23 protein-coding genes are annotated in these 23,929 nt (G+C 58.6%); 12 read left to right on the top strand and 11 right to left on the bottom strand.

Annotation, left to right across the window (positions count from 1 at the left end):
* Positions 1-12 precede the first annotated feature (12 nt).
* The 3 genes from B059_RS0117730 to B059_RS0117720 are packed head-to-tail and all read right to left on the bottom strand — an operon-like array spanning position 13 to position 2,751.
* Positions 13-1,314, bottom strand: coding sequence for a three-Cys-motif partner protein TcmP (locus tag B059_RS0117730; protein ID WP_026177628.1), 1,302 nt, complete (start codon positions 1,312-1,314; stop codon positions 13-15).
* 55 nt (positions 1,315-1,369) lie between these two features.
* Positions 1,370-2,122 (bottom strand): DUF5131 family protein, encoded by a 753-nt coding sequence (locus B059_RS0117725; RefSeq protein ID WP_018079569.1) that lies wholly within the window; start codon positions 2,120-2,122, stop codon positions 1,370-1,372.
* Positions 2,119-2,751 (bottom strand): LexA family protein, encoded by a 633-nt coding sequence (locus B059_RS0117720; RefSeq protein WP_157273824.1) that lies wholly within the window; start codon positions 2,749-2,751, stop codon positions 2,119-2,121. The genes B059_RS0117725 and B059_RS0117720 overlap by 4 nt, the downstream gene beginning before the upstream one ends.
* Positions 2,752-2,944: 193 nt before the next feature.
* On the opposite strand from B059_RS0117720, the gene B059_RS19700 reads away from it, so the two are divergent.
* From B059_RS19700 to B059_RS20560, 8 genes are all read left to right on the top strand, one after another.
* Positions 2,945-4,900 (top strand): phage integrase family protein, encoded by a 1,956-nt coding sequence (locus B059_RS19700; RefSeq protein WP_245538824.1) that lies wholly within the window; start codon positions 2,945-2,947, stop codon positions 4,898-4,900.
* Between the two features lie 58 nt (positions 4,901-4,958).
* Positions 4,959-5,411 carry a thermonuclease family protein gene (locus tag B059_RS0117710; RefSeq protein WP_211206942.1) on the top strand — a complete coding sequence of 151 codons (453 nt, stop codon included), beginning with the start codon at positions 4,959-4,961 and terminating at the stop codon, positions 5,409-5,411.
* A gap of 50 nt (positions 5,412-5,461) precedes the next feature.
* Positions 5,462-6,382, top strand: coding sequence for a tyrosine recombinase (locus B059_RS0117705; RefSeq protein ID WP_018079565.1), 921 nt, complete (start codon positions 5,462-5,464; stop codon positions 6,380-6,382).
* A 413-nt stretch (positions 6,383-6,795) separates the two neighbouring features.
* The gene (locus tag B059_RS0117695; protein ID WP_157273823.1) at positions 6,796-7,620 is read left to right on the top strand and encodes a Tle-like phospholipase domain-containing protein; all 825 of its coding nucleotides are present in this window, start codon (positions 6,796-6,798) and stop codon (positions 7,618-7,620) included.
* Positions 7,621-7,859: 239 nt separating this feature from the next.
* Complete coding sequence (locus B059_RS0117690; protein WP_018079562.1) at positions 7,860-8,855, top strand: alkaline phosphatase D family protein; 996 nt, start codon at positions 7,860-7,862, stop codon at positions 8,853-8,855.
* Positions 8,856-9,157: 302 nt separating this feature from the next.
* Entirely contained in the window at positions 9,158-10,000 is an 843-nt protein-coding gene (locus B059_RS0117675; RefSeq protein ID WP_157273822.1) for a M48 family metalloprotease, read from the top strand.
* A gap of 57 nt (positions 10,001-10,057) precedes the next feature.
* The gene (locus tag B059_RS20130; protein WP_051068543.1) at positions 10,058-10,543 is read left to right on the top strand and encodes an Lcl C-terminal domain-containing protein; all 486 of its coding nucleotides are present in this window, start codon (positions 10,058-10,060) and stop codon (positions 10,541-10,543) included.
* Between the two features lie 203 nt (positions 10,544-10,746).
* Entirely contained in the window at positions 10,747-11,511 is a 765-nt protein-coding gene (locus B059_RS20560; RefSeq protein WP_245538826.1) for an Lcl C-terminal domain-containing protein, read from the top strand.
* A 202-nt stretch (positions 11,512-11,713) separates the two neighbouring features.
* Here B059_RS20560 and B059_RS20120 read toward each other — a convergent pair whose 3' ends face one another.
* Together B059_RS20120 and B059_RS20655 are read right to left on the bottom strand one after the other, a co-directional pair.
* A complete protein-coding gene (locus B059_RS20120) occupies positions 11,714-16,051 on the bottom strand; it encodes an nSTAND1 domain-containing NTPase (RefSeq protein WP_081601691.1) in 4,338 nt (1,445 codons plus the stop codon).
* Between the two features lie 44 nt (positions 16,052-16,095).
* Positions 16,096-16,713 (bottom strand): YbjN domain-containing protein, encoded by a 618-nt coding sequence (locus B059_RS20655; protein ID WP_211206941.1) that lies wholly within the window; start codon positions 16,711-16,713, stop codon positions 16,096-16,098.
* A gap of 267 nt (positions 16,714-16,980) precedes the next feature.
* Between B059_RS20655 and B059_RS0117650 the strand changes: the two genes are divergently transcribed.
* Positions 16,981-17,241 (top strand): hypothetical protein, encoded by a 261-nt coding sequence (locus B059_RS0117650; protein WP_157273820.1) that lies wholly within the window; start codon positions 16,981-16,983, stop codon positions 17,239-17,241.
* A gap of 102 nt (positions 17,242-17,343) precedes the next feature.
* Here the strand turns inward: B059_RS0117650 and B059_RS21030 are convergent, their stop codons facing one another.
* The 5 genes from B059_RS21030 to B059_RS0117630 form a co-directional block, all read right to left on the bottom strand.
* Positions 17,344-17,727 carry a hypothetical protein gene (locus tag B059_RS21030; protein ID WP_026177625.1) on the bottom strand — a complete coding sequence of 128 codons (384 nt, stop codon included), beginning with the start codon at positions 17,725-17,727 and terminating at the stop codon, positions 17,344-17,346.
* Between the two features lie 71 nt (positions 17,728-17,798).
* Positions 17,799-18,371 carry a hypothetical protein gene (locus B059_RS0117640; RefSeq protein ID WP_018079553.1) on the bottom strand — a complete coding sequence of 191 codons (573 nt, stop codon included), beginning with the start codon at positions 18,369-18,371 and terminating at the stop codon, positions 17,799-17,801.
* 9 nt (positions 18,372-18,380) lie between these two features.
* Complete coding sequence (locus tag B059_RS20110; RefSeq protein ID WP_018079552.1) at positions 18,381-19,013, bottom strand: RNA polymerase sigma factor; 633 nt, start codon at positions 19,011-19,013, stop codon at positions 18,381-18,383.
* 181 nt (positions 19,014-19,194) lie between these two features.
* Positions 19,195-19,494 (bottom strand): hypothetical protein, encoded by a 300-nt coding sequence (locus B059_RS21025; protein WP_157273819.1) that lies wholly within the window; start codon positions 19,492-19,494, stop codon positions 19,195-19,197.
* Positions 19,495-19,612: 118 nt separating this feature from the next.
* Entirely contained in the window at positions 19,613-19,873 is a 261-nt protein-coding gene (locus tag B059_RS0117630) for a hypothetical protein (RefSeq protein WP_018079551.1), read from the bottom strand.
* A 405-nt stretch (positions 19,874-20,278) separates the two neighbouring features.
* Here B059_RS0117630 and B059_RS0117625 point away from each other — a divergent pair, with 405 nt between their 5' ends.
* From B059_RS0117625 to B059_RS0117615, 3 genes are all read left to right on the top strand, one after another.
* Positions 20,279-20,560 carry a hypothetical protein gene (locus B059_RS0117625; protein ID WP_018079550.1) on the top strand — a complete coding sequence of 94 codons (282 nt, stop codon included), beginning with the start codon at positions 20,279-20,281 and terminating at the stop codon, positions 20,558-20,560.
* Positions 20,557-22,218 carry a DUF6531 domain-containing protein gene (locus tag B059_RS0117620; RefSeq protein WP_018079549.1) on the top strand — a complete coding sequence of 554 codons (1,662 nt, stop codon included), beginning with the start codon at positions 20,557-20,559 and terminating at the stop codon, positions 22,216-22,218. Before B059_RS0117625 ends, B059_RS0117620 begins: the two co-directional genes overlap by 4 nt.
* Positions 22,219-22,288: 70 nt before the next feature.
* Entirely contained in the window at positions 22,289-22,903 is a 615-nt protein-coding gene (locus B059_RS0117615; RefSeq protein WP_018079548.1) for a tyrosine-type recombinase/integrase, read from the top strand.
* Here the strand turns inward: B059_RS0117615 and B059_RS0117610 are convergent.
* A complete protein-coding gene (locus B059_RS0117610; protein ID WP_018079547.1) occupies positions 22,900-23,844 on the bottom strand; it encodes an IS481 family transposase in 945 nt (314 codons plus the stop codon). The two genes, B059_RS0117615 and B059_RS0117610, sit on opposite strands and share 4 nt — an antisense overlap.
* Positions 23,845-23,929: the final 85 nt, after the last annotated feature.

The raw sequence follows: 23,929 nt of genomic DNA, 5'->3' as shown, positions 1-23,929 counted from the left end.
CTCTCAAACTTACTACCGGGGAACAAAAATAAAAGGTCTCTGTGACGAGGGTGACAGAATGTCCGTTGGCTTTAATGATCCGCCTCTTTTGCGCAGGGCCCCATCTTTGGACCGCGCAATGATGTCGCCGGAGCGAATTCCTGGGTCAAGTGCTTGTCGGATCATCCCGGCAGTGGCTGGGGTCGAACTGCCAATTGTTTCGAGCCAATGTCCAAACGGCCGAGATTCCCCACTGTCGTAAATTGCAGGAATTAACTTTTGGGTGAGGCCGCTGCTTGTCTTTCTGGAAGCGACTTCATCAAAGTAATGTGCTTCGCCCAAATCGAATTCAATCTGCCTTGTGGCATTCGAGTCGCTTTTAGCCTGATAGCCAAGGTTAAGGCTGTATATGTCCGGCTCCAGGTAGTGAGAAAAGTGGTTCGCCATCTCCCAGTGAAGTTCCATCATGACATCCCTTGCCTTGTAGCTATTCGATAGATGAATCAGCCAGTAAGTCCAAGGGGTGCTACCCATAGGGGTAATGTAGAAGATTGTGTAGTGCAGAGCCCCACTTGATTCAATCAGGCCGCGTGCCAAATTGCGTTGAATTGCAGCTCGCCACACCATCGGCCCCTGATCCTTGAGCGCCTGAAGGCCATCCCAATCGATATATCTGCTCAGCCCTGTCTCATCCAGTTTCTTGCGACTGATTTTAGTGTCGCTAAGGAAAGAGATCAGTGAATCAACGTTGAATGTGAGAATTACCTCAGCCCCTTTTACCTCATTGAATATTTTCTTTAGAAGCGGTGCCGGAACTTGATCGTAAGCATACTGATCTAATAGGAATATAGCCCGCTCGCCCCCTGCTCTTCTGCGTATATCTTGAATCACGTTATCCACTACGTTCTGGAAAGCGTTCTCGAACAGAAAAACATCATTGCCGAACCTCTCTGCTGGGAGCCGTGCACTCAGCAGATGTTCTAGGTAGTCGAAGTGAGGTTTGAGCTTTTCGACGAAGTAGTACCTCGCGTCGATTCTGCGTTGCTTCGTCCGACCTACGTTCATTATTGCCTCTTGCTCCCGTATAGTCCGCAAGGCAATCAGAGGTGAGCCATCGTAGTATTCAGTCCCATCGTCCGATGAATACTCCCCCCCGCCGGCAAAGCCATCTACAATCGACAAAGTCAGTTTCTCCATCAGGAAGTTGCTCATCAGGACATGTACATACCGCTCAAGGTAGCGTTGTACGATCTGATGCTTCACCTGACTATGTGGGTCGATAGGCGGTGGCTTGCTGCCTACGCACCACAAATATTTATCGCTTCGCTTGGTCATGAGCGAATTCTATTGGTTTATTGCTGTGGGCTTTGGCAGATACCAAGATACCAGGTTATCCAACTGCCAAGAGTGCTTCCCTAGGCATCTCATCCCATGTTCGACCATTGAGTTCACGCCCATTGGCTGATTTCGCGCGCTTCTGCCCGTCTGCACCCCAGCCACCCCATTGCTTGAAGAAAAAAGCGACCTTCTGCTTTGCGCATTGCAAGCGGACTGAGTCGGCCCATTCTTGCTTCATTGGACGCGCTTTAGGACCAGATTCTCCGCCCACGATTACCCATTGGATGTTCTTCAAGTCCAGGGCACCAATATCTTCTAGTAAAGGCTCGATACTTAGAAATCGAATGCGAGCAGGTACCTTTCTCAGGTAATCGATCCTGGGCACGCCATGCTTCCGATTTTCAACAGTAACACCTAGCCAAGCATTGTCCGGAACAGACCTGTTCTTGAAATAGCGCGCCATTCGAGCAGCACGTTTGGTAAGTATCTGATAGGTGTGCTGAGGCGTCTGTTCAATAACTTCGAATACCTGCTCGATGTAGCCATCTGGTATCCGATCGTGAAAGAGATCCGACATCGAGTTCACAAAATAGACCGTCGGCTTCTTGCGTTTGATTGGATCAAGCAGACGCTGGGGAAGGATCTGCAATGCAAACCCATTCTCATAGCCAGGCGTACCCATTGCTTTTAAGCGCTTTGCCATGGTTTCGGCGTAGCAGTGCTTGCACCCCGACGATATTTTGGTGCAACCCACTGCAGGGTTCCAGGTTTGCTCAGTCCATTCAATCCGGCTGGTGGTAGTCACAATGGTGCTCCTGAAATTCGTTGTTGGCTTCTCGCTGAATCCGGGTAGCGACGAACAACGCTCCGAACGATCCCGTAGATATGAAGTGACTGGGAGGGGCGGATCACTGAGAAATCAGGATTGTGCGGAATGAGAACGGGATGATCTTTCTCGTAACCAAGCTCCTTGAAGGTGAACTCGTCATCGACAATGGCCACAACAAGTTGACCTGAACTGGCGGTCTCGGTCCTTTCTACTACGGCAATATCGCCATCCAATACGCCCAGATCACGCATTGAGTCACCCTTTACCGGTAGTAGCACAGTTCTGGATGGGCGATCACAAAGCAAGCCATTCAGAGTTACCAGATCGGCAGACGTCTGGCCATCGATGCCCTCAGGGCTCCCAGCCCGGACGGCTTCGCACATTAGGGGCAGGCCGAAAAATTCATCTGTGGGTGCGAGTTTCCCTCCTGGCGCGCGCTTGAGAAAACCGGCTGAGATCAATCGCTTCGCCAGCTTGGAAGCGGCGTTCTTTGTCTTAAACCCAACGATCTCGCCGAGACCAGAGTAAGACGGCAGCACCCCATGCCGGGCATGGTAGTCCTGCAATTTGCCCAAGTAGCCAGCATCTGTATTGGAAATCGTCATGTTGCACATTATGGTGTACGAACGTCCACCGTACAAGCCTTGGAAAGCTGTTTGATATGGGTTCTCGATCCAATCTCAGTACTGAGGCTGTATTTGGAAATCCGAAGGAGGATCAAAATTTGCGGTACATGATTCTTGATAACTACTATTATCATGAGTGTTGCTTTTGTGCTGTAATCAGCAGATCAGGCACATGGTCCTCCCCTCCCCCATGTCAAATCAGGCACTTATCGCCTTCTCTTCGCACCGGAAGATCGGCCGGCACCACCTGGCCTTCTACCGGGGCTGGCTGCAGGGTATGGATCTCAAGGTCGCGGCCGACCGCTACCTTGAATCCGGCCTGGACCTGAGGCTGGCACGCGCGACCCTGGGCTGGATCCAGGCGGCGCTCGCCATGGCGGCTCGGCGGCATGGCAAACATGCGCTGGTACGCCTGCTCCGGCTTCCGCTCGGCCCGCCCCCGCCGGCGGCCTCGAACGAGGCCTCATCCGCGCCGTCCCTCGATGAATTTCGCTCCGCGACCGATCCGGATGGCTTCTATTCGGAGGCGGAGCTGACCGCGCTTTACCTCGATGCCCATCCGCAAAGCCACGACAAGCAGGCCCGCCACCGTGCCCGCCTGATCGAGCGCCAGCTGGCTGCGCTGGTCTGGCTGGAAGATCTCCTGGCCACCGATCCGCAGCCGCAGGATTCGGTCGCGGCCTGGTTCGATGATCGTCTGGCGGCAAGGTTGATCCTCGCCAGTATCGGCACGCTCCGCGACCTCCTCGAACGGATCCGTACACACGGCTACCGCTGGTGGGTCACGGTGCCGCGCCTCGGGGAAAAAGGGGCCACGCGTCTGGTCGCGTGGCTCAGTCAGCATGCGTCCTCGCTCGGCAACCTGCCGGCGCAAGGCCATGCGCCGCTACGCTCGATTCCGGCGACTGCGCTCATGCGGCCAGCCTCCACCGCCATCATGCCGCTGGAGTCCTTCGTTCCGCCGGCGGCGATCGATGGCTCCCGTGGGCTGAACCGCAGCCTTGGCCGGTGCCAGATCGACGCCGGAAACGACTATCAGGCGATACAGGCCTGGCTCAGGGCCCGGGCTTTGAGTCCCCATACGGAGCGAGCCTACCGGCGGGAAGCCGAACGTCTGCTGCTCTGGGCCGTCTTGGAGCGCGGCCTGGCGCTCTCCTCCCTGACGATAGACGACGTGACCGCGTACCGCGACTGGCTTGGCGGTTTGGCACAGACCCCGCCCGAGCGCTGGACATGGCGTATCGCGCAGGCGGAATGGCTTGCCCCCAGGTCGACGCCCCGCTGGTCGCCATCCTGGCGTCCGTTCGAAGGTGCCCTCTCCGCTCGTAGCCAGGTTCATGCATACACGATCCTGAAATCCCTCTTCGAGTGGCTTTGCAAGGTACGGTATCTGGACAGCAACCCCTGGGAGGCCGTCGCGGCAAGATATACCGGAACCCCGTCGAGTCCTTCATTCGAAGTCACACATGCGTTCACGCGCAGCCAGTGGCGCTACCTGATCGGCTATCTCGGCACCCTGCCCGATAACGATGCGGCCCATCGGATGCGCTTTGTCATACCCTTCGCCTACGCGACTGGCCTACGACTTGCCGAGTTGGTCGACGCGCGCCTGGGACGGCTCTATTCCATGCCGTTGAAGGACGAGCTGGGGGTGCGCTGGATGCTTAAGGTACTTGGCAAGGGCAACCGGTGGCGCTCGGTACCCATGCCAGCCATGGTGATGGATGCGCTGCGTGTGTATCTGACCAGGCGCGGCCTGGATCCCGAGCCCGGAGCCAATCTACCCGACGCCCCCCTCATTGCACCGCTCGTCGCCCGGGACAGCCTGGAACCCCTGGATCCCTCGACCCTGTACAAGGCCATGCGGGGGTTCTTCAAGGACGCTGCCCATTCACTTGGCCAGCAGGGCCACCTGGAGGACGCCCGGAAGATCGAGCTGGCGACGACGCACTGGTTGCGACATACGCGTGGCAGCCACTCTGCCGAGACCATGCCGATCAATCTGATCCAGCGCCTGCTGGGACATGCCAGCGTGGCGACGACGGGGATATACACTTCCACCGATGAAGAATCCCTATACCGTGCCCTCGATGAAACTGTCAGCGCTGCCCTCAGACCGAATGCCTAGCTGTGTAACCAAAGCTGGCTCCCTGCTCTCCCCTGTCGTTCTTTTGCTGGGCCTGGCCATGAGCTGTTCGGCGGCCGGTGCCGACGTCCTCGACGGCCGGGTCGTCGGCGTCACGGATGGCGACACCTTGACTGTGATCGATGCCGCAAAGACCGAGTACAAGATCCGGGTGGCCGGCATCGACGCACCTGAAAAGGCCATGCCCTGGGGGCAGAAATCCAAACAGGCCCTGTCCGACCGAGTTTTCGGCCGAGACGTGCGCGTCGACTGGTCAAAACGCGATCGCTACGGCCGCATCGTCGGCAAGGTGATCGTGGATGGCAAGGATGCGGGATTGGCCCTCGTGGGTGAGGGGTTGGCGTGGCACTACAAAAAATACGAAAATGAGCAGCCCCTCGCTGATCGCCTGGAATACGCCCGCCTCGAAAACGAGGCGCGCTCGCTGCGGCGGGGATTGTGGTCGGATCCTGCGCCTGTCCCTCCCTGGGAGTGGCGCAAACAAAAACAATAACAACCCCCACGCTCGTTGCGGAGCCCTAATATCATTACAAGGGGCTACCAATGGGCCGAAAACGTACCGCAGCTATTCCTTTCTGGATCGACCAGTTCATCAACCATCTTTGGCTCGTTGAGAGCCTGGCCGACTCGACGACAGCTTCCTACCGATCTGACTTGCTGGTTTACAACGACTGGCTCATCCAGAATGGCCACGATCTCCTGAAGGCCCAGCCGGATGTCATCGAAAAGTGGCTTGAAGTCAGATTTGCACGCCGCGCATCACCCAGAACTGTTGCACGTGACCAGATCGTCTTGAAGCGCTTCTACGGTTTCCTGAAGACGCGAGGGAGGATCGATGTTGACCCTACCCTTCAACTGGTCAAGCCGCGCATCCCGCGAAGTCTTCCTGACGCGCCGTCCAGCAGCGACATGGTTTCCCTGCTCGACATCACCGAACTCAACTCTCTGACAGGCCTCCGAGACAAGGCGATGCTGGAACTGCTTTATGCCACTGGACTACGTGCATCCGAACTTTCAGCTCTGGAGATGAACGACCTCAATCACCAGACCAGGACGATACGAGTCCAGGGTAAAGGGGAACGCGAACGACTGGTCATGTACGGTGAGGAAGCTGCTTTCTGGCTGGATCTCTATGTCAGCCGTGCGAGGCCTGCGCTCAGGCATGAGTACCGGGAGAACCACATCTTTCTGTCGACTCGCGGGAAGCCCATGCGGGTTGAGGCTATCAGGCTAGTTGTGAAAAAACATGCAGAGTCGAGCAGCATCGAGCGCCGGATGACCACGCACAGCGTCCGACACGCATTCGCGACCCATCTCCTGGACGCAGGCGCAGATCTGCGATCAATCCAGATGCTGCTTGGGCACGCCAGTATTTCAACTACACAGATATACACTCAGGTCACAACCAAGAGGAAGCTGCTGATTCACAAGTCGCGGCACCCACGGAGTCAGAAATGCTCATAAGGACTTCGAGTCCACCGCATTATCGTACTGAGATACCAAGGGGGTGTTGCCAGAATGTTTGACCTGTTAGCTTTGACTGCTGTTCGGCCTTAGCTGCCGGTGCCCGTGGCTCAATTGACTGGCTGGTATTGCCCAGCTTGCCGACGTTGGTGCGGCGCTCTACCTCAACGACCGCATCCGCACCTTGCCGGCCCGGTTCGCCTTGCGGTAACGACCCTGGATCACCTCCAGATAGACCTGACGCTCGTGCTTGCCCATGATCGGTTCGGTTACCTTTAATTTGAGTCAACGTACTTGTCCGGCCACTTCATTCGGTTGAATTTTTTGTGAGGCAATTCGTTGTGCCGCGTGCATATTGCGCTCCGAGCTAACCTATCCTATTTTGAATTCGGCACGAAATGTTGGGGGGAACAATGAAAGCCATGTCGCAATTCCTCGTGGCGGTAGCCATGGTCGCGGCAGGCTGCGCTGCGAGCGCGCATGCCGCGAACGACCTGTGCAAAGTCGTACCGGACCCAGAGAAGCAACGCCTCGATGGGTTTTCGGAGAAACGGGATCTAGTGACACGGCACGCACTGCTATCCGTCCTTAGCGCGGTGGCGTACGAGGACGAGGGACTTGGCATGTACAAGCTGCCCGAGGGGTGGGTGCGCCTGCCGTCCAGAACTCACGACTCTGGACTCTTCGTTGCGGTCTTCGAGAATGCGGAGAAGAACGAGCTCGTTATCGCGTATCGAGGTACCGAGGCCCATTCTCCCAAGGATTGGTATCACAACGTCAATCCGCTCTTCAAAACGCAGAGTCGGCCCGCCATGCAACACACTGAGAACATCATTGCGGAAAGGCCTGGAAGGCGGGTCATGCTCACGGGACATTCCCTGGGCGGCGGCCTCGCGCTGCAGTTGAGCCATCGGATTAAGAACGTCGCTGCTGTAGGCTTCAACCCGTCCCCCCGGATCGGCCTGAAAAAATCTGGTTATGCAAACTACCGGGCAATCTTTAGGGAAAAGCATGATCCCCTGGCGGTTATCCGGGGCAACCCAAGCGCGCGCAGGGGGTGGCAGTTGCATTACGACGCGCTATTCGACTTCAGCAAAGGGTTTGTTGGTGTCAAGGCATTCAAACAGCATAGCATCGACGTCATGGCGATGAATCTGCTGGCGTTAGGAGCGCACTGGTCGCCGGAGCTAGCGGAGCTTAGAGGCGCCATCTGCGGGGATCTTTCTACGCTTGACTGAGAATCCTTGCTGTTGCACCAGCGATGCCAATGCCTGGAGATCGATTCCTGGTGAGTTTTCGATTCCCTCGTATCTCCGACGCATATTTACGATGTTGTTCTGTGCAGCCCGCCTCAGGGCCGTAGTGCGAAGCTTGAAATGCCGAACTTTCCCGTTCAGCGACGACGCCATGGGAAGGAGAGCAACTCCTGAATCGGCTTTCTGACTGAAACTGACCAATAATCCGGGAGGAGAACCACATGTGCCAATTGAGCGGTGACGAAACCGTCAAGATCGCATTCGGGTCCTGCGCGCGCCGCAGCAAGTGGCGTCCGGGCGAGCAGGTCGTCTGGAGCCGGATTCGGGCGGCAGAGCCAGACTACCTCTTCCTGCTCGGTGACCAGATCTACATGGACTATGGCTACTTGCCCTGGGATGACTACGTAGAACGTCCGAAAATCTTCAGCCTGCAGAAATTCAGGGATGACATGGCGGACCGCTACAGCAAGCAATGGGACGATCCGCACTTTACAGAGTTACGCGCCTACCTTGCGGCAAAATCCCCAAAGGAAAAGCGCATCTTCGGCGTGTGGGACGACCACGACTTTGCCTGGAACGGCGCGTGCGGCATGGATATGGAAAATTCGAAAGACACTAAGCAGCACGGGAAGCGCGATGTGGCGAGGGAGCTCTTCCAACACTGGATGAACTGTTCCACCGGGCGCTCGGAGGTCTACTGCAGCCATGTTCTTCCCGGTATCCAGGCGATCTTCCTCGACAACCGCTACCACGCCACGAAGGGCGGGTCATTGCTGGGGACGAACCAACTGGCTTTCCTCGAGCAGGAAATCCAGAACGATTGCACGTACACCCTGGTTTGTGCAGGCCTGACCCTGACGCAAGGCAGTGAGAATTTCAAAAACTCACCCGACTACGCTCATCTCTGGCGAATCCTGACGAGCAACCCAGAGCGGCGCATCCTGTTTCTGGGGGGCGATATCCACAAGAATTTTTTCGGTTCTGCTAGCGAGATCGGGCGGGATGGCAAGAAAATTCGGCCCGTCCACGAGGTGGTGTCCTCGGGTATACACATCAATTACCTGGGGCTGCCGTGGTGGTTCGACGACCGCAGGAACTGGGGGCTGCTGACGCTTAATGCGCAGGGCGTTGAGGTTAGGCTGCATTCCAGGAGAGACAACAACCCCAGGCCTTGGCGGATACCGTTCAATGACTGGAATCACCCGGTCAGGTCATAGTACGGGTCGCCCACATGCAGGGCGGCATGTTCATTCAGACACCATTCCTTGGTGCGCTTCGGCCAACAGGTCGTGTGTTTCATTAGTTTGTCTCCAGGCCGGGCCTGACAAACGCACCTTCGTCACGTCTCTGTCCCTGTAGGGCATTTTCGTCCATCACGCGCACCTGGTATTTGAAGATCAGCGCGGTGAGGGGCGACCAGCATGCGAAGCCATCCTGCCCCTGAACGAGGACAGACAGGATCGGGGTAAGCGGCTGGCCAATAAGCCTTCTTGGAAACATTGCACTCAGGAGACCCACCATGAAATCGATTCGAAACGGCCTGGTAGTCTGCATGGTGTCAGTTTTGACAGGCTGCGCCTCGGGTGGCCCCGATTTGGCGTCAACCCTCGGGGTGATCGTCGGCGTCGCCACCATTGCCGCTGCATCAAAAGGCGCTTCCCAATCTTCGGGCGGCGCATACAGCGCGGCTGCCTCGCTGCGCAACGCTGCCAACATGGAAATGCTTCAGGCCGGCCTCATATCCGACCATCAATTGGAAAGCGAGGCAGCGGGAGCCATCGCGAAAATGGACCGCCAGAACGTGGTTGCCTCAGCGAACAGCAGCTATGCGCGCCGTCTTGACCGGATCTTCTCCAAGCACCGGAACGAGGATGGGCTGAACATCAACTACAAGGTGTATCTGAACAAGGAAAAAAACGCGTTCGCCATGGCCGATGGCAGCGTCAGGGTATACAGCGGCCTGATGGATGTCATGACCGATGACGAATTGCGGTTTGTCATCGGCCATGAAATCGGGCATGTCCGCCACCAGCACAGAAAGAGCAAGCTCAGGATGGCGTTGATGAGTTCCTCTGTGCGGAAGGCACTTGCCGCCAAAAGCAACTCGGCTGGCCGTCTCGCGGCGAGCGAGATGGGCGGGTTCGTCAATACCATTGTCAACGCCCAGTTCTCCCAAAGCGAAGAGAAAGAGTCGGATGACTATGGCCTGGCCCTGCTCAAACGGCATGGGTACAACCAGAACGCTGCCGTGACCGCACTGCGCAAGCTGGCGGATGGCGGCCCGCGCGGCTTCAGCCTGGTGGCTTCCCATCCGGATCCCCATGATCGGGCCGCACGGATCTTGAGCCAGATTGCCAAATGATCTAACTTATACTTTCAGCCGCAGGGCTGCGGTGAATAAGCGCATCAGGGAGAAAACATGAAGATATTTCAGGGTGTCTTGCGCATGGCCATGCTGTGTTTCATTGCCTGTTTGGCGCTGCCTGCGGCGGCGGCCGACCCGCGCTACGTGATCAGCAGCGACGAGGTGTACGACAAGCAGACCGACCTCACCTGGAAGCGGTGCAGCGTGGGCATGCGCTGGAAGGAAGGCATGGGTTGCGTTGGGGTGCAGAAGACCTTCACCTTTGAAGACGCGCAGAAACAGGGCGGGGGCGGCTGGCGGGTGCCGAGCAAGGACGAGCTGGCGACCCTGATCGATCAGGCGCGCAAGAAACAGGAACGGAGACCGACCATCGACGTGGATGCCTTCCCGGACATGGCCAGACAAGGCGCTGAGCTGTGGTACTGGACAAGTACGCCCAACGCCTCCGATGCCTGGTGCGTCGGTTTCAGTGCCGGCCGCGTCGGCAACTGCCTCCGCAGCGATACTAATGCGGTCAGGTTGGTGAGAGGCGGACAGTGATTTTTGACTTTTTATTCCGCCGTCAGGCGGGGTGAGCATGGCGGGGCGCAAGGGACGGATGGGCCCGCCGCATCTACCCCTGTGGCGCGACGCGCAGGGCTATGGACGGAGCAGGGGTTGCGTCGATTCGCACGCTATCACAAGTACACCTTGGGGCCGCAGCTGCGCGAACAGGCCCTGAATGTGGGGGCGGTTTGTTCAATGTGTTCTTGATTGAATTGTCAGAGGGAAAAATGGGGGATGGTTCAATGTGGCCTGATTGGAAAAAAATATCAATTTTGATCATTGGCGTTCTTGTGAGTCCCGCGACCTATAGCAAGGGGTATTGCAACCCTGAGGGCGCCGAACGTGAGCTTGCTGTGTGTCGCTCGCAGTACGATGAATGTAAAGCAGATTTTGTGGCGCTACGCGAATATAGTTACGTACGCACAACCTGCGTCCCGCAATACAGGGATTGCCGTTCCATTGTCGAAGGAGTTTACCTTGAAGGTTGTCATACTGCTCGTGAGCCAAAGCCCAGCACCCCGCAACCCAAAGCGCGCACGGCCACAAATCCGCGCTATGTGATCAAGGGCGACACGGTATATGACAACGCGACCAACCTGACCTGGATGCGCTGCAGCCTGGGTCAGGAGTGGAAAGATGGTATTGGCTGCGCTGGTATTGTGAAACGATTTATGTTCGATGAAGCCCAAGCTCAAGGAGGGAATGGTTGGCGCATGCCCAGCCAGCGCGAGTTGATGACCCTGATCGACAAAGATCGAAGGTCATCAAGGACTTTGCCGACGATCGATACCGATGCTTTCCCGGGTATGGACTTGAAAATTGAGCAGTACTACTGGACCAGCACGCCCAGCCTGGACCCCAATGGCTGGGGCGTGGTTAGCTTTCTCTCAGGCTTCGATGGTTTCGACCACCGCTTCCGCAGCAGTTCCTATGCGGTGAGGTTGGTTAGAGACGGACAGTGATCTTGCTGTATTCCGACCAGTGCATATTGCTTTGGGCGGAGCAGGCGGCGCACGGCTGCAATGGTCCACGCCGCTAGTCATGACTCAGTTCAAAAGCGGCGCTAATCCGGGCTAGGCAGCCAGAAATTCTAATATCTCGTGGGCGGAATCCTGGCCGAAGACTGACGCTTTCCCCTTACTCCTGCCTCTGCCAGCAAATAGATCAGTTTTTCGGCACAGGCAGCTTGGGACAGACCGGTTTATACGGGATGACGCTGCCCACCCACATCCGCCACTCCTCCTGGGTGGGATTTCGGGTTAGGCGGGCGCAGAGGGCATCGATCCAGCCGTCCAGTACGGGCCACAGTCGGATGGTTTCGTCATCGCTGCCGGAGACCACTTGCTTGCCATCCGGGCTGAAGGCGACACTGGTGATCCAGTCTTTATGGCCCTGCAGTGGCTGACCGATGGGGCGGCCAGTCTGTGCATCCCACAGCCGCAGCGTCGTGTCGAAACTCCCGGATGTGACATGCCGACCATCCGGACTGAAGGCCACACTGGCGATCTCATCCTCATGCCCCCGCAGCGGCTGTCCGATTGGCCGCCCGGTCCGCGCGTCCAATAGCCGGAGGGTATGGTCACCATTCCCAGCCACGATGCGCCGGCCATCCGGGCTGAAGGCAATGCTGCGGACGGCTGTCTCATTCACCCGCACGACTTGCAGTATTTGTCGGCCGGTCTGGGCATCCCATTGGTAGAGAGTGCCATCCTCGCTCGCCGAGACGATGCGCCGGCCATCCGGACTGAAGGCGACAGTGGTGACTTTGTCCTGGTGCCCCTTCAACGCTTGGCCGATGGGTCGGCCGGAATGGGCATCCCAGAGGCGCAGGGTCTTGTCTTCGCTCCCCGAGGCGATGCGCCGGCCATCCGGACTGAAGGCGACAGTAGTGACTTCGTCCTGATGCCCCGTCAACGGTTGGCCGATGGGGCGGCCGGAATGGGCATCCCACAGGCGCAGGGTCTTGTCGTCGCTCGCCGTGGCGATACGCCGGCCGTCCGGGCTGATGGCGACGTGGTTGATCCAGTCTTTGTGCCCTTGGAGCGAATGGCCGACGGGCTGACCGGTCCGGGCATCCCAGAATTGCAGTACGTAATGCAGTGTCTCCGAATGTGCCGTCGAGACGATGCGTCGGCCGTCGGGGCTCAATGCAAGGTGATCCGACTGTTGCCATTCGCCACGCAAGGGCTGGTCGGAGAGCCGGCCGGGTTGCGTGTCCCAGAGACGCAGGGTGTTGTCAAAACTCGCCGAGGCGATGCGTTTGCCATCCGGGCTGAAGGCCACACCCTTGATGTCATCCTCATGTCCCAGCAGCGGCTGGCCGATGGGGCGGCCAGTCTGCGCATCCCACAGGCGCAGGGTGCGGTCCGTGCCCCCGGAGGCGATGCGCTTGCCATCTGGGCTGAAGGCCACACTTCTGACCGCTAGCCGGTGGCCTTGCAAGGGTTCGCCCAGAGGGCGGCCGGTCAGCGCATCCCACAGGCGCAGGGTGGCCTCATCGCTGGCCGTCACGATCTGCCTGCCATCCGGACTGAAGGCGACACTGGTGAAGGATTCAGAACGCCCTTTCATCGGCTTGCCGATCGGCTGGCCAGTCGCCGTATCCCACAGGCGCAGGGTGCCGTCTTCGCTCGCCGAGGCGATATGTTTGCCATCCGGACTGAAGGCCACGCCGTTGACCCACTGCTTATGCCCCTGCAACGGCTGACCAATCGGCTGGCCGGTCTGTGCATCCCAAAGGCGCAGCGTTTCATCGAAGCTCCCAGAGGCGATTTGCCTGCCATCCGGGCTGAAGGCGACGCAACTGACATAAGCTTTGTGCCCACGTAAGGGCTGATGAATGGGACGGCCTGTCTGGGCGTCCCACAGGCGCAGGGTGTTGTCCATGCTCCCCGAGACGACGCGCTTGCCATCCGGACTAAAGGCGACGCTGGTGACCGAACGCGCATGCCCCCGCAATGGCAGACCGACGGGCTCGCCGGTCTGCGTGTCCCACAGGCGCAGGGTCCTGTCGTCGCTCCCCGAGACCATGCGCTTGCCGTCCGGGCTGAAGGCCACGCTGGTAACCGAATGCCTGTGCCCGCTCAATGGAAGGCTGATCCAGTTGTTTCTTGACTGGCTTTCCAATGTTTGCAGCGCATGCAGGACCTCAGGACTTTCCGAGATCTTGCGGGCAATCAGGACACGCATCAGGTTTTCACCACGATTCGGGTAAGTTTGCGCGTCGGATCGTGCCTGCCCCACCAGGGCAAGCACCGTCGAGCGGATCAGTGCATCGGTTGCGCGTCGGGTTGCATCCTGCGCGGATTTCGTTTGGGCATTGGCGATGGCGGTTTGTCTTTCCAGATTGAGGTTGGCCTGGGCCAACTCGGCTGATTTTCTGTTCGCCTCCAGGCTCTTCTGCTGCGAGATCAGGGCCTGCCGCTGCGCTGCCTGCGTTTGCCTGTCTGCCCACCAGAAGCCGCCTGAGGCGACCACCACCAGCAATGCCAGCAAGGCCATAAACGCATTCCGGATGAGGGTGCCCCGTCGCGCCTTGTGCGCTGAACGCTCGATGTAGCCATGCAGGGGCGCGTCCAGGTCATCGCCCCAGCGGGTGCGCAGTTCGGCGGCCTCGCCGAGGGGCAATCCCGGCGGCAGCAGCAGGTCCTGGGTCTGGCCTGCCTGCAGCCAGCGGTCATAAGCCGTTTCCAGTCGTTGCAGCCGTTGCAGGTCATTCTTGTCCTGTTCAATGAGCGCCCGCGCCGTAGGCCACTGCGACAGGAAGGCTTCGTGCGCGACACGCAGGCACAGACCCTGCTCTGCCTCGAACCTCACCAGAAAACGCTCGCTGACCAGAGCGTCGATCAAGTCCTTGGCGCCCGCGTCATGGTCGAAGCGGGTCACTGGCACCACGCGCGCGGTCAGCTGTTCGCGCCTGCCATCGCCGCTGTTCGCCAGGGCACGCAGGAGGCGGCGCAAGGTGGCTTGCAGTTGGGCTTGGTCGTTTAGCTCACCTGCCTGCTGCATGGGGAGGCTGGTGTAGACCGCTTCCGCTCGCTGTCCGATTGCCCCGACCAGCCCCCCCATCGCAGCGTAGGTTTCCCAGGTGAGAAGCCTGCCCTCACGCCCCTGATAGAGCTGCAGCAGCGAATATTCGACCAGCGGCAGCGGGTCGGCGGCGCCCAGAGCATCTTCCTGGAGCTGCTGGGCGAGGCTGTAGCCTTGTGCGTTGGTCTCGAATTCGAGACCTGCCATCGCCGCCGGCCGCGTGATCGCGGCGCTCAGCGCGGCCGCGTCCGACAGCGGTTTGAGGTAGTAGGGGCCGCCCACTGTCGCCAGCCATTGCCGCAGGCTGTCGACACGCATCAGGGCAGCCAGGTAGTCGTCGCGCAGGCTGGCGAGTACCCAGACTCCGGCCTGCTGCAGGTCGAGCAGGAACGCGCCAAATCGTTCCAGCAGTTCGTGGGGGTAGGTGTGGGTGGTGAAGAGTTCCTCCAGCTGATCGATCACCCAAAGCATGGAAGAACCATTCGTCATGTGGCGCAACAGGCAAGGCACCACCTGATCCAGATGCTTGAGCCTGTCCGCGTCAAGGCCGGGCAGAACACCTGACCAGCCATGCAGCAGGCTTTGCACAAGGGCCGCTTCCGTGGCATCGCCCACCTGCGCAGGGCGCCAGAGGTTGTGCGCGCAGTCTCGTGCGAAGGCAGAGGAGGCGTACCCCTGCTCCAGGGTGGGTGCCAGCAGCCCGGCGAGCACACCCGCCTCCAGGAAAGAGCTTTTGCCGCTGCCACTCGGGCCAAGGACCAGCAGACCGGGGTGGCCAGCACTGGCCCGCTGGTTGAGCTGTGTCAGGCAGGCCTGCACCTCGTCATCACGGCCGAAGAACACGGCGCGGTGCTCGAAGCCGAAGTGCTCCAGTCCGCGGTAGGGGCAGCCCAGCCAGCTGCGTGTGAGGTGGATGCCCAGAAACTCCAAGGCTTCGTAAACGGTCTCCACCGGCTGAACACGGGGGCCGGACTGTTGCGGTGCATATTCGGCCTCGTTCCAGTTCGCCCGCGGTATCAGGATCACGCTGTCCGGATCGCCGGCCAGGGCGTCACGTGCGGCACTTACCTTGGCGGGGACGGACTCCACTGACAGCACCTGGCCGTCGTCATCCACCCTGCCAGTGGCGGCAAAGGCGGGAAAGCGGCGTGAAGGGTCCAGCGCCTGCAGCACGCTCACTAGGTGCGCCAGCAGGAAGGCCAAGTCCGCGCTTCGGCCTTTGGCCTGGATCGAACCGCTCTCCAGGGCATAGCGTAGATAGAGCTGTGAGCGGCTGATGCCCTCGCGGACGATGAGGCGATAGGCCAGGTTCGCCATGTCCGTCGCGGACAGGGCCAGCATATCGGTGCGCTTCGGCTCAAGATGGACGTCCACCCCCTGACCACCCGGTGGGGCGGCGTAAACCCCCCGGGTTTCAAGACGAACTGCGTGCGCTTCATGTTCGCCTGCGGTCAGTAATATCCAGATCGACATCAGTATCGTGCGTCCCTCGCGTCAGGGCTGGACCTTGTTGTCCGCTAATGTTTCCAGATAGACATTGTTCCTGTGCCGATCACGGCCGGCAAGTCGTCGCCATCAGCCTGGCCGTGGACGTCCCAATCACCCGTGCGCAAGAATTCGTCGAAGGTGCGCAGCGATACGTACACTGTTCTGATGAAATCGACGATGCGCTCCCGGGTGACGCCGCCCTCCATGTCGAGATCCAGCATCAGCACGGCGTCGCCTTCATCGTCCAGATAGGCGCGCGAGTAGCAGTGTGTCCGGTTCCACGCGTTCAATTTCTCCAGTTCCTCGGACTGATCGGAACAGAACCCAATGTATGCCTGCAGGGCTTTCCGGTCGTTCGGGGTCAGAAAAAAGACCTTCATGTCGTCCATATTCGCCAGCAGGCTGGAAGGCGAAGCCTGGTAAGCCAATACGCCCTCCTGTTCCAGAATCTGCAGCAGATCGGTTGTGCAGATATCGGTCAAGATTGCTGGCGCCCCCGATCCAGCAGTCAATCGAAGACGTGCAAACATGGCGGCTTTCGTCAGATGGGCAGACATAACGGCCAGCCTGAACAGGCTGGCGGCCAGAAGCTTCTTCATGGTTGAATCCTCCACGATGAGTTGGACGCATTGCAGTTGCAGCGGCAACTGAACACCTGTCCAGACGCAAAGAGAGAGCGATGTGTCAGGACTTTCTGCATCGTTCGGCCATGGGAGGCGTGTGGCTGCGCACATGGTTGCTGGATATGGGGCACACAACATGCAGCGTCTGCCGGGCAGGCGCTGAGCAGGACATGCGGCGCTTCCCGGGCACTTCTGGAAAAGCAGCAGGCTTGTGCTAAAAAACCCCTGACAAGTCTTACGGCGCCGCGTCCATGGAATTGCGCGCATCAATCAACCACAGGAGGAATGCACATGAAGACCCGTCTCAAAACCATCAAGCAACTGACTGCCTTTTCCGTTCTGTGCCTGGCCGGCATGGTCCCGGGATTCGCGCAGGCATCGCAGACGACGCTGGCAATCGAGCAGGCTATGGAACAGGACCAGCGGGAAGCTCGCAAGCGCGGCGAGGAGTCGCTGCGGTACCCCCCCGTCAAGCCCCACGAGTTCAAGCCGGATACTGAAAGTGACGCGGAGCGCCGGAAAGCGCTGGAGAACGAGCAGGACAGGCGGTAGTTAAAGATAGGGCCTTCTCTGACCCGAGTCGGCTGAGTCTGTCCGGGTTGATTCCCGGACAGACTCAGGCGGTTTGGCTCGTAGCTTCACTGTATATGCCACTTAAAATTTGAAGGGTTCCTTTTTTGCTCTGCTGCATGCAGCTTCTACTACATAAAAATAAGTCTCTCTCTTATCAATGCTGAAATAGCGGCCTGTAGTGCGGCTAATGTATGTCTCGTTTCCGAATATGTATTTATCCTCCGTAACCTGCAATGGTCTCCATGATGAATCTCCCCATTCCTTAATTTTTGTACGGTCCGCGGATATCGTGTATCCAAAATCGGCAACCTTTACGCGGTTAACAAGTTTGCCATCGTGTTTTTCTAAAGAGACGTTTGTGCAGTTCAGAAAAATCTCGCCACTTTCGGCAAGCGCTGACGAGGTGCCGAAGATAACCATGTTTATGATGGCTAATTTGATCAATAGTTTTTTGATTGTGTCCATATGTGGTCCCAATTGAAACTGAAGTAAATTGATGACATGAAATCATTTACAAGTACGTTAATTGCAATCAATTAACGGATCTTGAAGCTCTCCAGTTCAAACTTCACCCCAGCCGGCAGCGTGCCCTGCGCCTTGCCGTCTTCGCCGAACGGGCCGACTTCGATAAGCTGCCCGCCGAGTTCCAGGTAGGCGGTGCGCTGGCGGTAGTTCTCGATCTGCCCCTTGGGGCACTCGATCACCACCGCTGTTGGCGGCTCGCCGGCTGTGGCCCCCAGACGGTAAAAGGGGGTGATTGCAAAACCTTGGTCGGTGAGGATACGGGGCGCGGACACGCCGGTGCTGTCATCTGCCGCCGCCATCAGTAGAACGCGTTCATCGTGGAACCAAGCCGGGGTGACCAGGCCTTTGCGCTTCAGCCGGAACACCAGTCGCTGGTGGGCAAGGTCTGGATCGAAGCCAGACGGGCCCGATGAGGACACATCGGCCGTTTTGGTTTCTTCTGTGGCTTCTTCTGGAGGGGCGAATCCCTGTTCCAGCAGAACCTGCCGCAGCAACTGGATTTCCCGGGCGTCGCTTTCATCCAACCCCGGGGGGCTGCTCGCCGCGAGCGCATTCAGCCAGGTGTCATCATCCGGTTTCGACATGGTCGATCCCTACACAGTGGCCAGACTGCGGCATTCGCCAATGAAGGCTTCCAACCGCTCGCGGCAGACGCGCAAAAACTCGCGCGCCGCCCCCGGGCTGTTGCGTCCGGTCTGGTCGGCAATCTCCTCGTACTCCAGCCCCATGCTGCGCAACTCCAGCGCGTGGTGGTGTTCCGGATATTTTTTATGGAAGCGTTCCAGGCCCTGTTTCATGCAGATGTACCAGTCGTGCAGCCGGCCATCCGCATCCGGGTCGGGAATATCCAGGGTGAGTTCGGCATCCTCGCCATCTTCGGTTGCGCTCAGTGACGTGTGCTCCGATGTCTTGCGAACCTGCTTCTTGCGGATCAGATCGATCATGCAGTTGCGCGCAATGCCCTGGATCCAGGTCTTCACGCTGGCACGGCCTTCAAAGCTGTGCGCCTGCTGCCAGACCTTGGTGAACACGTCCTGGACCAGTTCCTCGCTCTCCTCATCGCTCAGCCTGTGGCGCTTGAAAAAACGGTACAAGCCCGGGCCGTGACGCGTCATCAAGCCCTTGAGCGGTTCCATCAACGCCTTCTCGCCGCCCAGCGCGATCTGTGCCAGCCAGGCGGTATCCTGAGTGGATTCGATGGTCGGCGGCTCAGATGTATGTGGCATCTCTCGTGAGGCTAGGTCGCGAAGAGGGAGTTGATGATCTTGCCGGGGGCGGCGGGCGTGGTCACCACCTGTCTAGCAGTGAGCGCAATCTGAGATTTCTCGTTGGTGCCCTTGGCTCAACCGACAAATTTTTAATTCAAATCAGCCGCCCAGCATAGGCGGCTGATTGGTCTGTGCCACATTACTTCTTGCACGCCGTTACTGTTGATTCCCATCTGTTTTCATAAGTGCATCGCATGATGAATCCATCAACACCACATTTCTTATCGCCTTCAGTGCAGCCTGCGACTGGATTAGCGCATCTTTTTCCCATCAAAGATGGAGACCAGGAGGTAAAGTCACCGGCACCAATGCACTCTTGTACGTATCCATCGGCAGCACAACGTGTATCACCGCGATTGCAAGCTTTCTCTGCGTAGACATTCATGCTGGCCATTGGGAGGATCAGGGCAGCGAGCAGGGTGGGGATGAGTTTGTTCATGTCGTTTCTCCTATTGGTAAATGGTATTGCCGGGTCATTGAATAAGGTTCACAAAACAATATTGGCTAGGTGTCGCGTGGCGTGTGGCTGAATTTATTGTGGTTGATCGCGTTCCTCCTCATGACATTTCGGCAAAATGGAGAGGCTTTATCCACACCCCATCCTGAGTGGGTAGGTCATGGCCCTGGCGCCGCTGAACGCGGTTTTTGTTGCGCTTTTTTGCAAATCTAGCCATGCGTTGATAATAGCTGTCAAGCACCCCGCATACTCGGCGGAAGGGCTGCACGATTACGAGGATAGGGTCATCGGCATTCACGTCGTCCTGGCAGCATGTCCGGGCCGAGGCGTGCTGCATGCTCTCCAGAAAATGATCGGCCATTGGTTTCTCTCCTCCTTTTTCCGTGGTTACGTTTCCCTAATAATGGCTGGAGCCGTTCAGGGGGCATCTGCAGGCTTGGACGGGGCGGATCAACGTTTGTCAGGATTTTCTTGCGGTGAACGATTTCTGACAAACCGCCTTGGTTTGTGCAGAACCTGGCAAGCGCCGCATGCCTTGAGAATCGACCCCTACGGCATAGGGATGGCCTCGTAGGGAATTTCGGCATACCCACGATCCATAACCACCATGGCGTGCCGCCGCTGCGTGAAACCGTGTGTCTATTGCCATCGAGGCCATTGCCGTAAATGGTGGCTGGCAGCGGCGACTATACGGTCGATCTACCTGACAATTTTGTTTCCCCCGCGTCTTTGTCTGCATTGAACATGCCTTGCAGAGGAGAAGTACATGGCAACGTTGTCTGGCTTGGTTTCAGGGTACCTGCTCACGGCGGGTGCGTTGATGTGGATCTGGGCCGGTGCGGCCTGCGCTTGCGAGTCGGATCCCGCTCAAATCCGTGACCGGCAAGAGACGGTCGTGAAGCAGGGGTTCACGGACAAGGAGGTGTGCGTCAATCTGGCGCCGCCTTTGCGACCCCAGGCGTTCAGCGAGCTGGCTCGCTTCAGTATCTATCTGCCACGGGATATGCGCGCCCGGTTGGAGCAGGCAAATGAGGCGGGCGAGCAATGAGTACGATGCCCCGGTGGTTGACTGCTTGCACGCTGGTTCTGGCCATGGCCTCGCCGGCCTGGGCGGCGGTGGATGTGATGCGCGGCAATTACCAGCTTGACATGCAGGACATCCGGGTGTGGCGGCCAGGGCTGTTGGATTTCACCGTGGTGCGTTCCTATAGCAGTGTGCGGGAGAGCAGCGGGTTGTTCGGCGCGGGTTGGTGCTCGTCGCTGGAAACGCGTGTACGCACGACAGTGGACGGCAACCTGCTGTTGGTGCATTGCGGTAGCGGCCGGGAAGAGCTGTTCGCACCCAAGGGCTATGGCGCCCGGGCCATCGCCCGGTTTGTCGATCGGATCATGGCGGCCGTGCGGGCTGAAGGTCACGCCCCCTCGCGGCGCCTGGTCGCCTTCCGCAAGGCTCTGCTCGCAGATGACGAACTGCGTGAAATGTTCGCCAGGGCCTATGGGATCATGGACTCGGTCAAGCCTGGCAAGCGCCTGCTGCGCGACGGCCGTGGCCTGTCCTATGCGGTGCTGGAAGGGGAGCGGTATCGCATTCGGATGACGGATGGCAAGGAATGGCTCTTCGCCCTGGATGGCCGCTTGCTGGAAGTCCGCAGCAGCGTAGGCGCACGCCAGATCTACACCTATGATGGGGATCGCCTCACATCAGTGGGCGATGTGCAGGGAGCGGTACTGCATGTCGAATATGACGCGGCCGGCCGGGTGACGCAGGTACGTGGCGTGAACGGCAGGCAGGCGATGTACCACTACGACGGCGAGGGACGACTGACGAAGCACGTCGATCACGACGGGAAGCAGGAGGTCTACCGCTACGATAGGCGCGGGCTGATGACTGAATATATGTCCGCCGACGGGCATGCGGAGTCCATTGCCTACGACGCGACCAGCCAGCGCGTGGTTGCCCACACGGCCGGCAAGTGCGTCCAGTTGTTCCAGTATTTGTTCGATCGCGGACACCAACTGGTGGATGCCATGTTTCACTGCGCGGAGGGGGAGAGCCCGCCTGAGCATGCCCGCTACGAACTGACGTATGGCGGTCAGTTTGATGGCCGGCAAGATGTCGTTTCGATCCGGAAGACGCAATGGAATCGCACCACGCGATCTGCACGCTACGACCTGTATGGCTTTGCAATCCACACCTATTCGGACGGTGTGGATTCCCGTGCGCAATGGGACCAAAAAGGACGCCTAGTCCGATTGGATCAAGATGGTTTCCAAGTCTATCGGTTCCACTATTTGCCTGGCCAGGCCCAGCCTATCCGCATCGATCGCACAGATTCGATAGGGACTTCACGCAGCCTTACAGCATTTCGCTACCGGCATGACCAATATGGCCGACTAATCCACGCCAGCAAATCTGGCGAGGGTTATAAGCAACAGCTGGCGGTGGGTTATGACGCAGACGGCAATATCGCCGAGTTGCGTGAAGGCATAGGACGGACAGTTAACCTGGTCTACGATCCGCAGATCGCTAAGGCCTCGGTGATAACGCTTGAGGGGGTGGGACAGATCAGGATGACCTACAAGCCCGATGGGACTGTCAAGGAAGCCGATACCAGTGGCAATCCTGAAGTGGCTGTCGCGGTTTCCTCGATGTTCAACAAGCTGCTGGAACTGGTGGACTTATCTGAACTGGCCGATGGCTACTGATGCCAGGAAGCTGTCGACCGAGACTCGCTAACAAAATTTGGCTCCCATCAACCACGAAGGAGAGTCTGACATGGAATCCAATCTAACTCCGGAACCCTGGAACAAAGGCAAGCTGGTCGGCCAAAAGCCACCACTCAAACCCAAGGACATCTGGGCCATCCGAATCCACCTCCAGAACGAACATCGCGTTCGCGACCTGGCCATGTTCAACCTAGCGATCGACAGCAAGTTGCGTGGCTGCGATCTGGTGAATCTGCACGTTCGGGACGTTGCGCACGGCAACCAGATATTGCCCCGCGCGATGGTCGTGCAGCGAAAGACCCAACGCCCAGTGCAGTTCGAATTGACGGAGCCGACCAGGTCTGCTGTATCGGCATGGATCGAAATGGCGAATTTGCGGCCGGAACACTATCTGTTTCCAAGTCGCCTGGCGAAATCACCTCATGTCTCTACCCGCCAGTATGCCCGCATCGTGCATCAGTGGGTTGCGGCCATCGGACTTGATCCGGCGGTCTATGGCACGCATACCATGCGGCGGACCAAAGCAACACTGATCTACAAGCGAACCAAGAACCTCAGGGCCGTCCAGATCCTTCTCGGTCACACCAAGCTGGAGAGCACTGTTCGATACCTTGGGATCGAGGTCGATGACGCACTGGAGATCTCGGAGCAGACCGAGATCTAGCTGTTGAGTTTCAGCAGGTTGTTCATGGCCGGTATGCGGGTCATGGGTGGCTGGTGGTTGATGGCCGAGTGTGGTCGATGCCAGTTGTAGCGGTGGATGAAGGGCTGCAAGGCGGCTTCCCGCTGGGCTGAACTCTCGTAAGGGCGTGCATACGCCCATTCCCGCAGGCTGGTCTGTACGAAGCGCTCGACCTTGCCGTTCGTCTTGGGTGTGTACGGCTTGGTGCGCAGATGGCGAATGCCCAGCTCCACGCACGCGGCCCGGAAGGCATTCTTGTACCCACTGCCGTTATCGGTCATTACACGGTCGATGCGCACACCCAGGCTCGCATAGTAGGCCACGGCCTCACGCAGAAACTGCACACAGCTCGTGGCGGTCTCGTCGGCTTTGATGCGGGCGAAGGACACCCGCGAGTGGTCGTCGATGGCCAGGTGCACGCTGTCCCAGCCGATACCGCGGCTGCGGTGCTGGCGCTGGCCGGTGATGCGATGTCCGATGCCATCGATCCGCCCCAGGCGCTTGGTGTCGATGTGCAGCAATTCGCCAGGCGTCGCCCGTTCGTAGCGCACGACCGGCTCGACGGGGTCGAGTGATTTCAGGCGTGCCAGCCCGATCCGGCGCAGATGGCGACTGACCGATGCCAGGCTGTTTCCCGTCTCGGCAGCAATCCGCCATTGCGGCCAACGCTGGCGTCGTAGCGACTCCCAGTACTCTTTCCGTTCCGGAGGAATGGCGTGCGGGCAACGCCGAGGACGTGAACTGCGGTCTGCCAGGCCGGCTTCACCTTCCTCCCGGAAACGCGCCAGCCATTTGAACCCGGTGCGTTGACTGACGCCGGCAGCCTCGCTGGCTTCCCGCACTGTCCAGCCCTCTTCGGTCACCCGTTTCACCAACAGGGCTCGACCTTTGGCCGTCAATCTCGCATGCTTATGGCTGTTCATCCGTACTCCTGAGATGGGGGTTGCTGTCTCGACAACACCAGCTTCCCAGATCAGATACGGATGAACAACCTACTGAAACATCACA

Source organism: Thiobacillus denitrificans DSM 12475 (genome assembly GCF_000376425.1).
Taxonomy (GTDB): domain Bacteria; phylum Pseudomonadota; class Gammaproteobacteria; order Burkholderiales; family Thiobacillaceae; genus Thiobacillus; species Thiobacillus denitrificans.
This window is presented reverse-complemented; position numbering and strand designations above follow the sequence as displayed.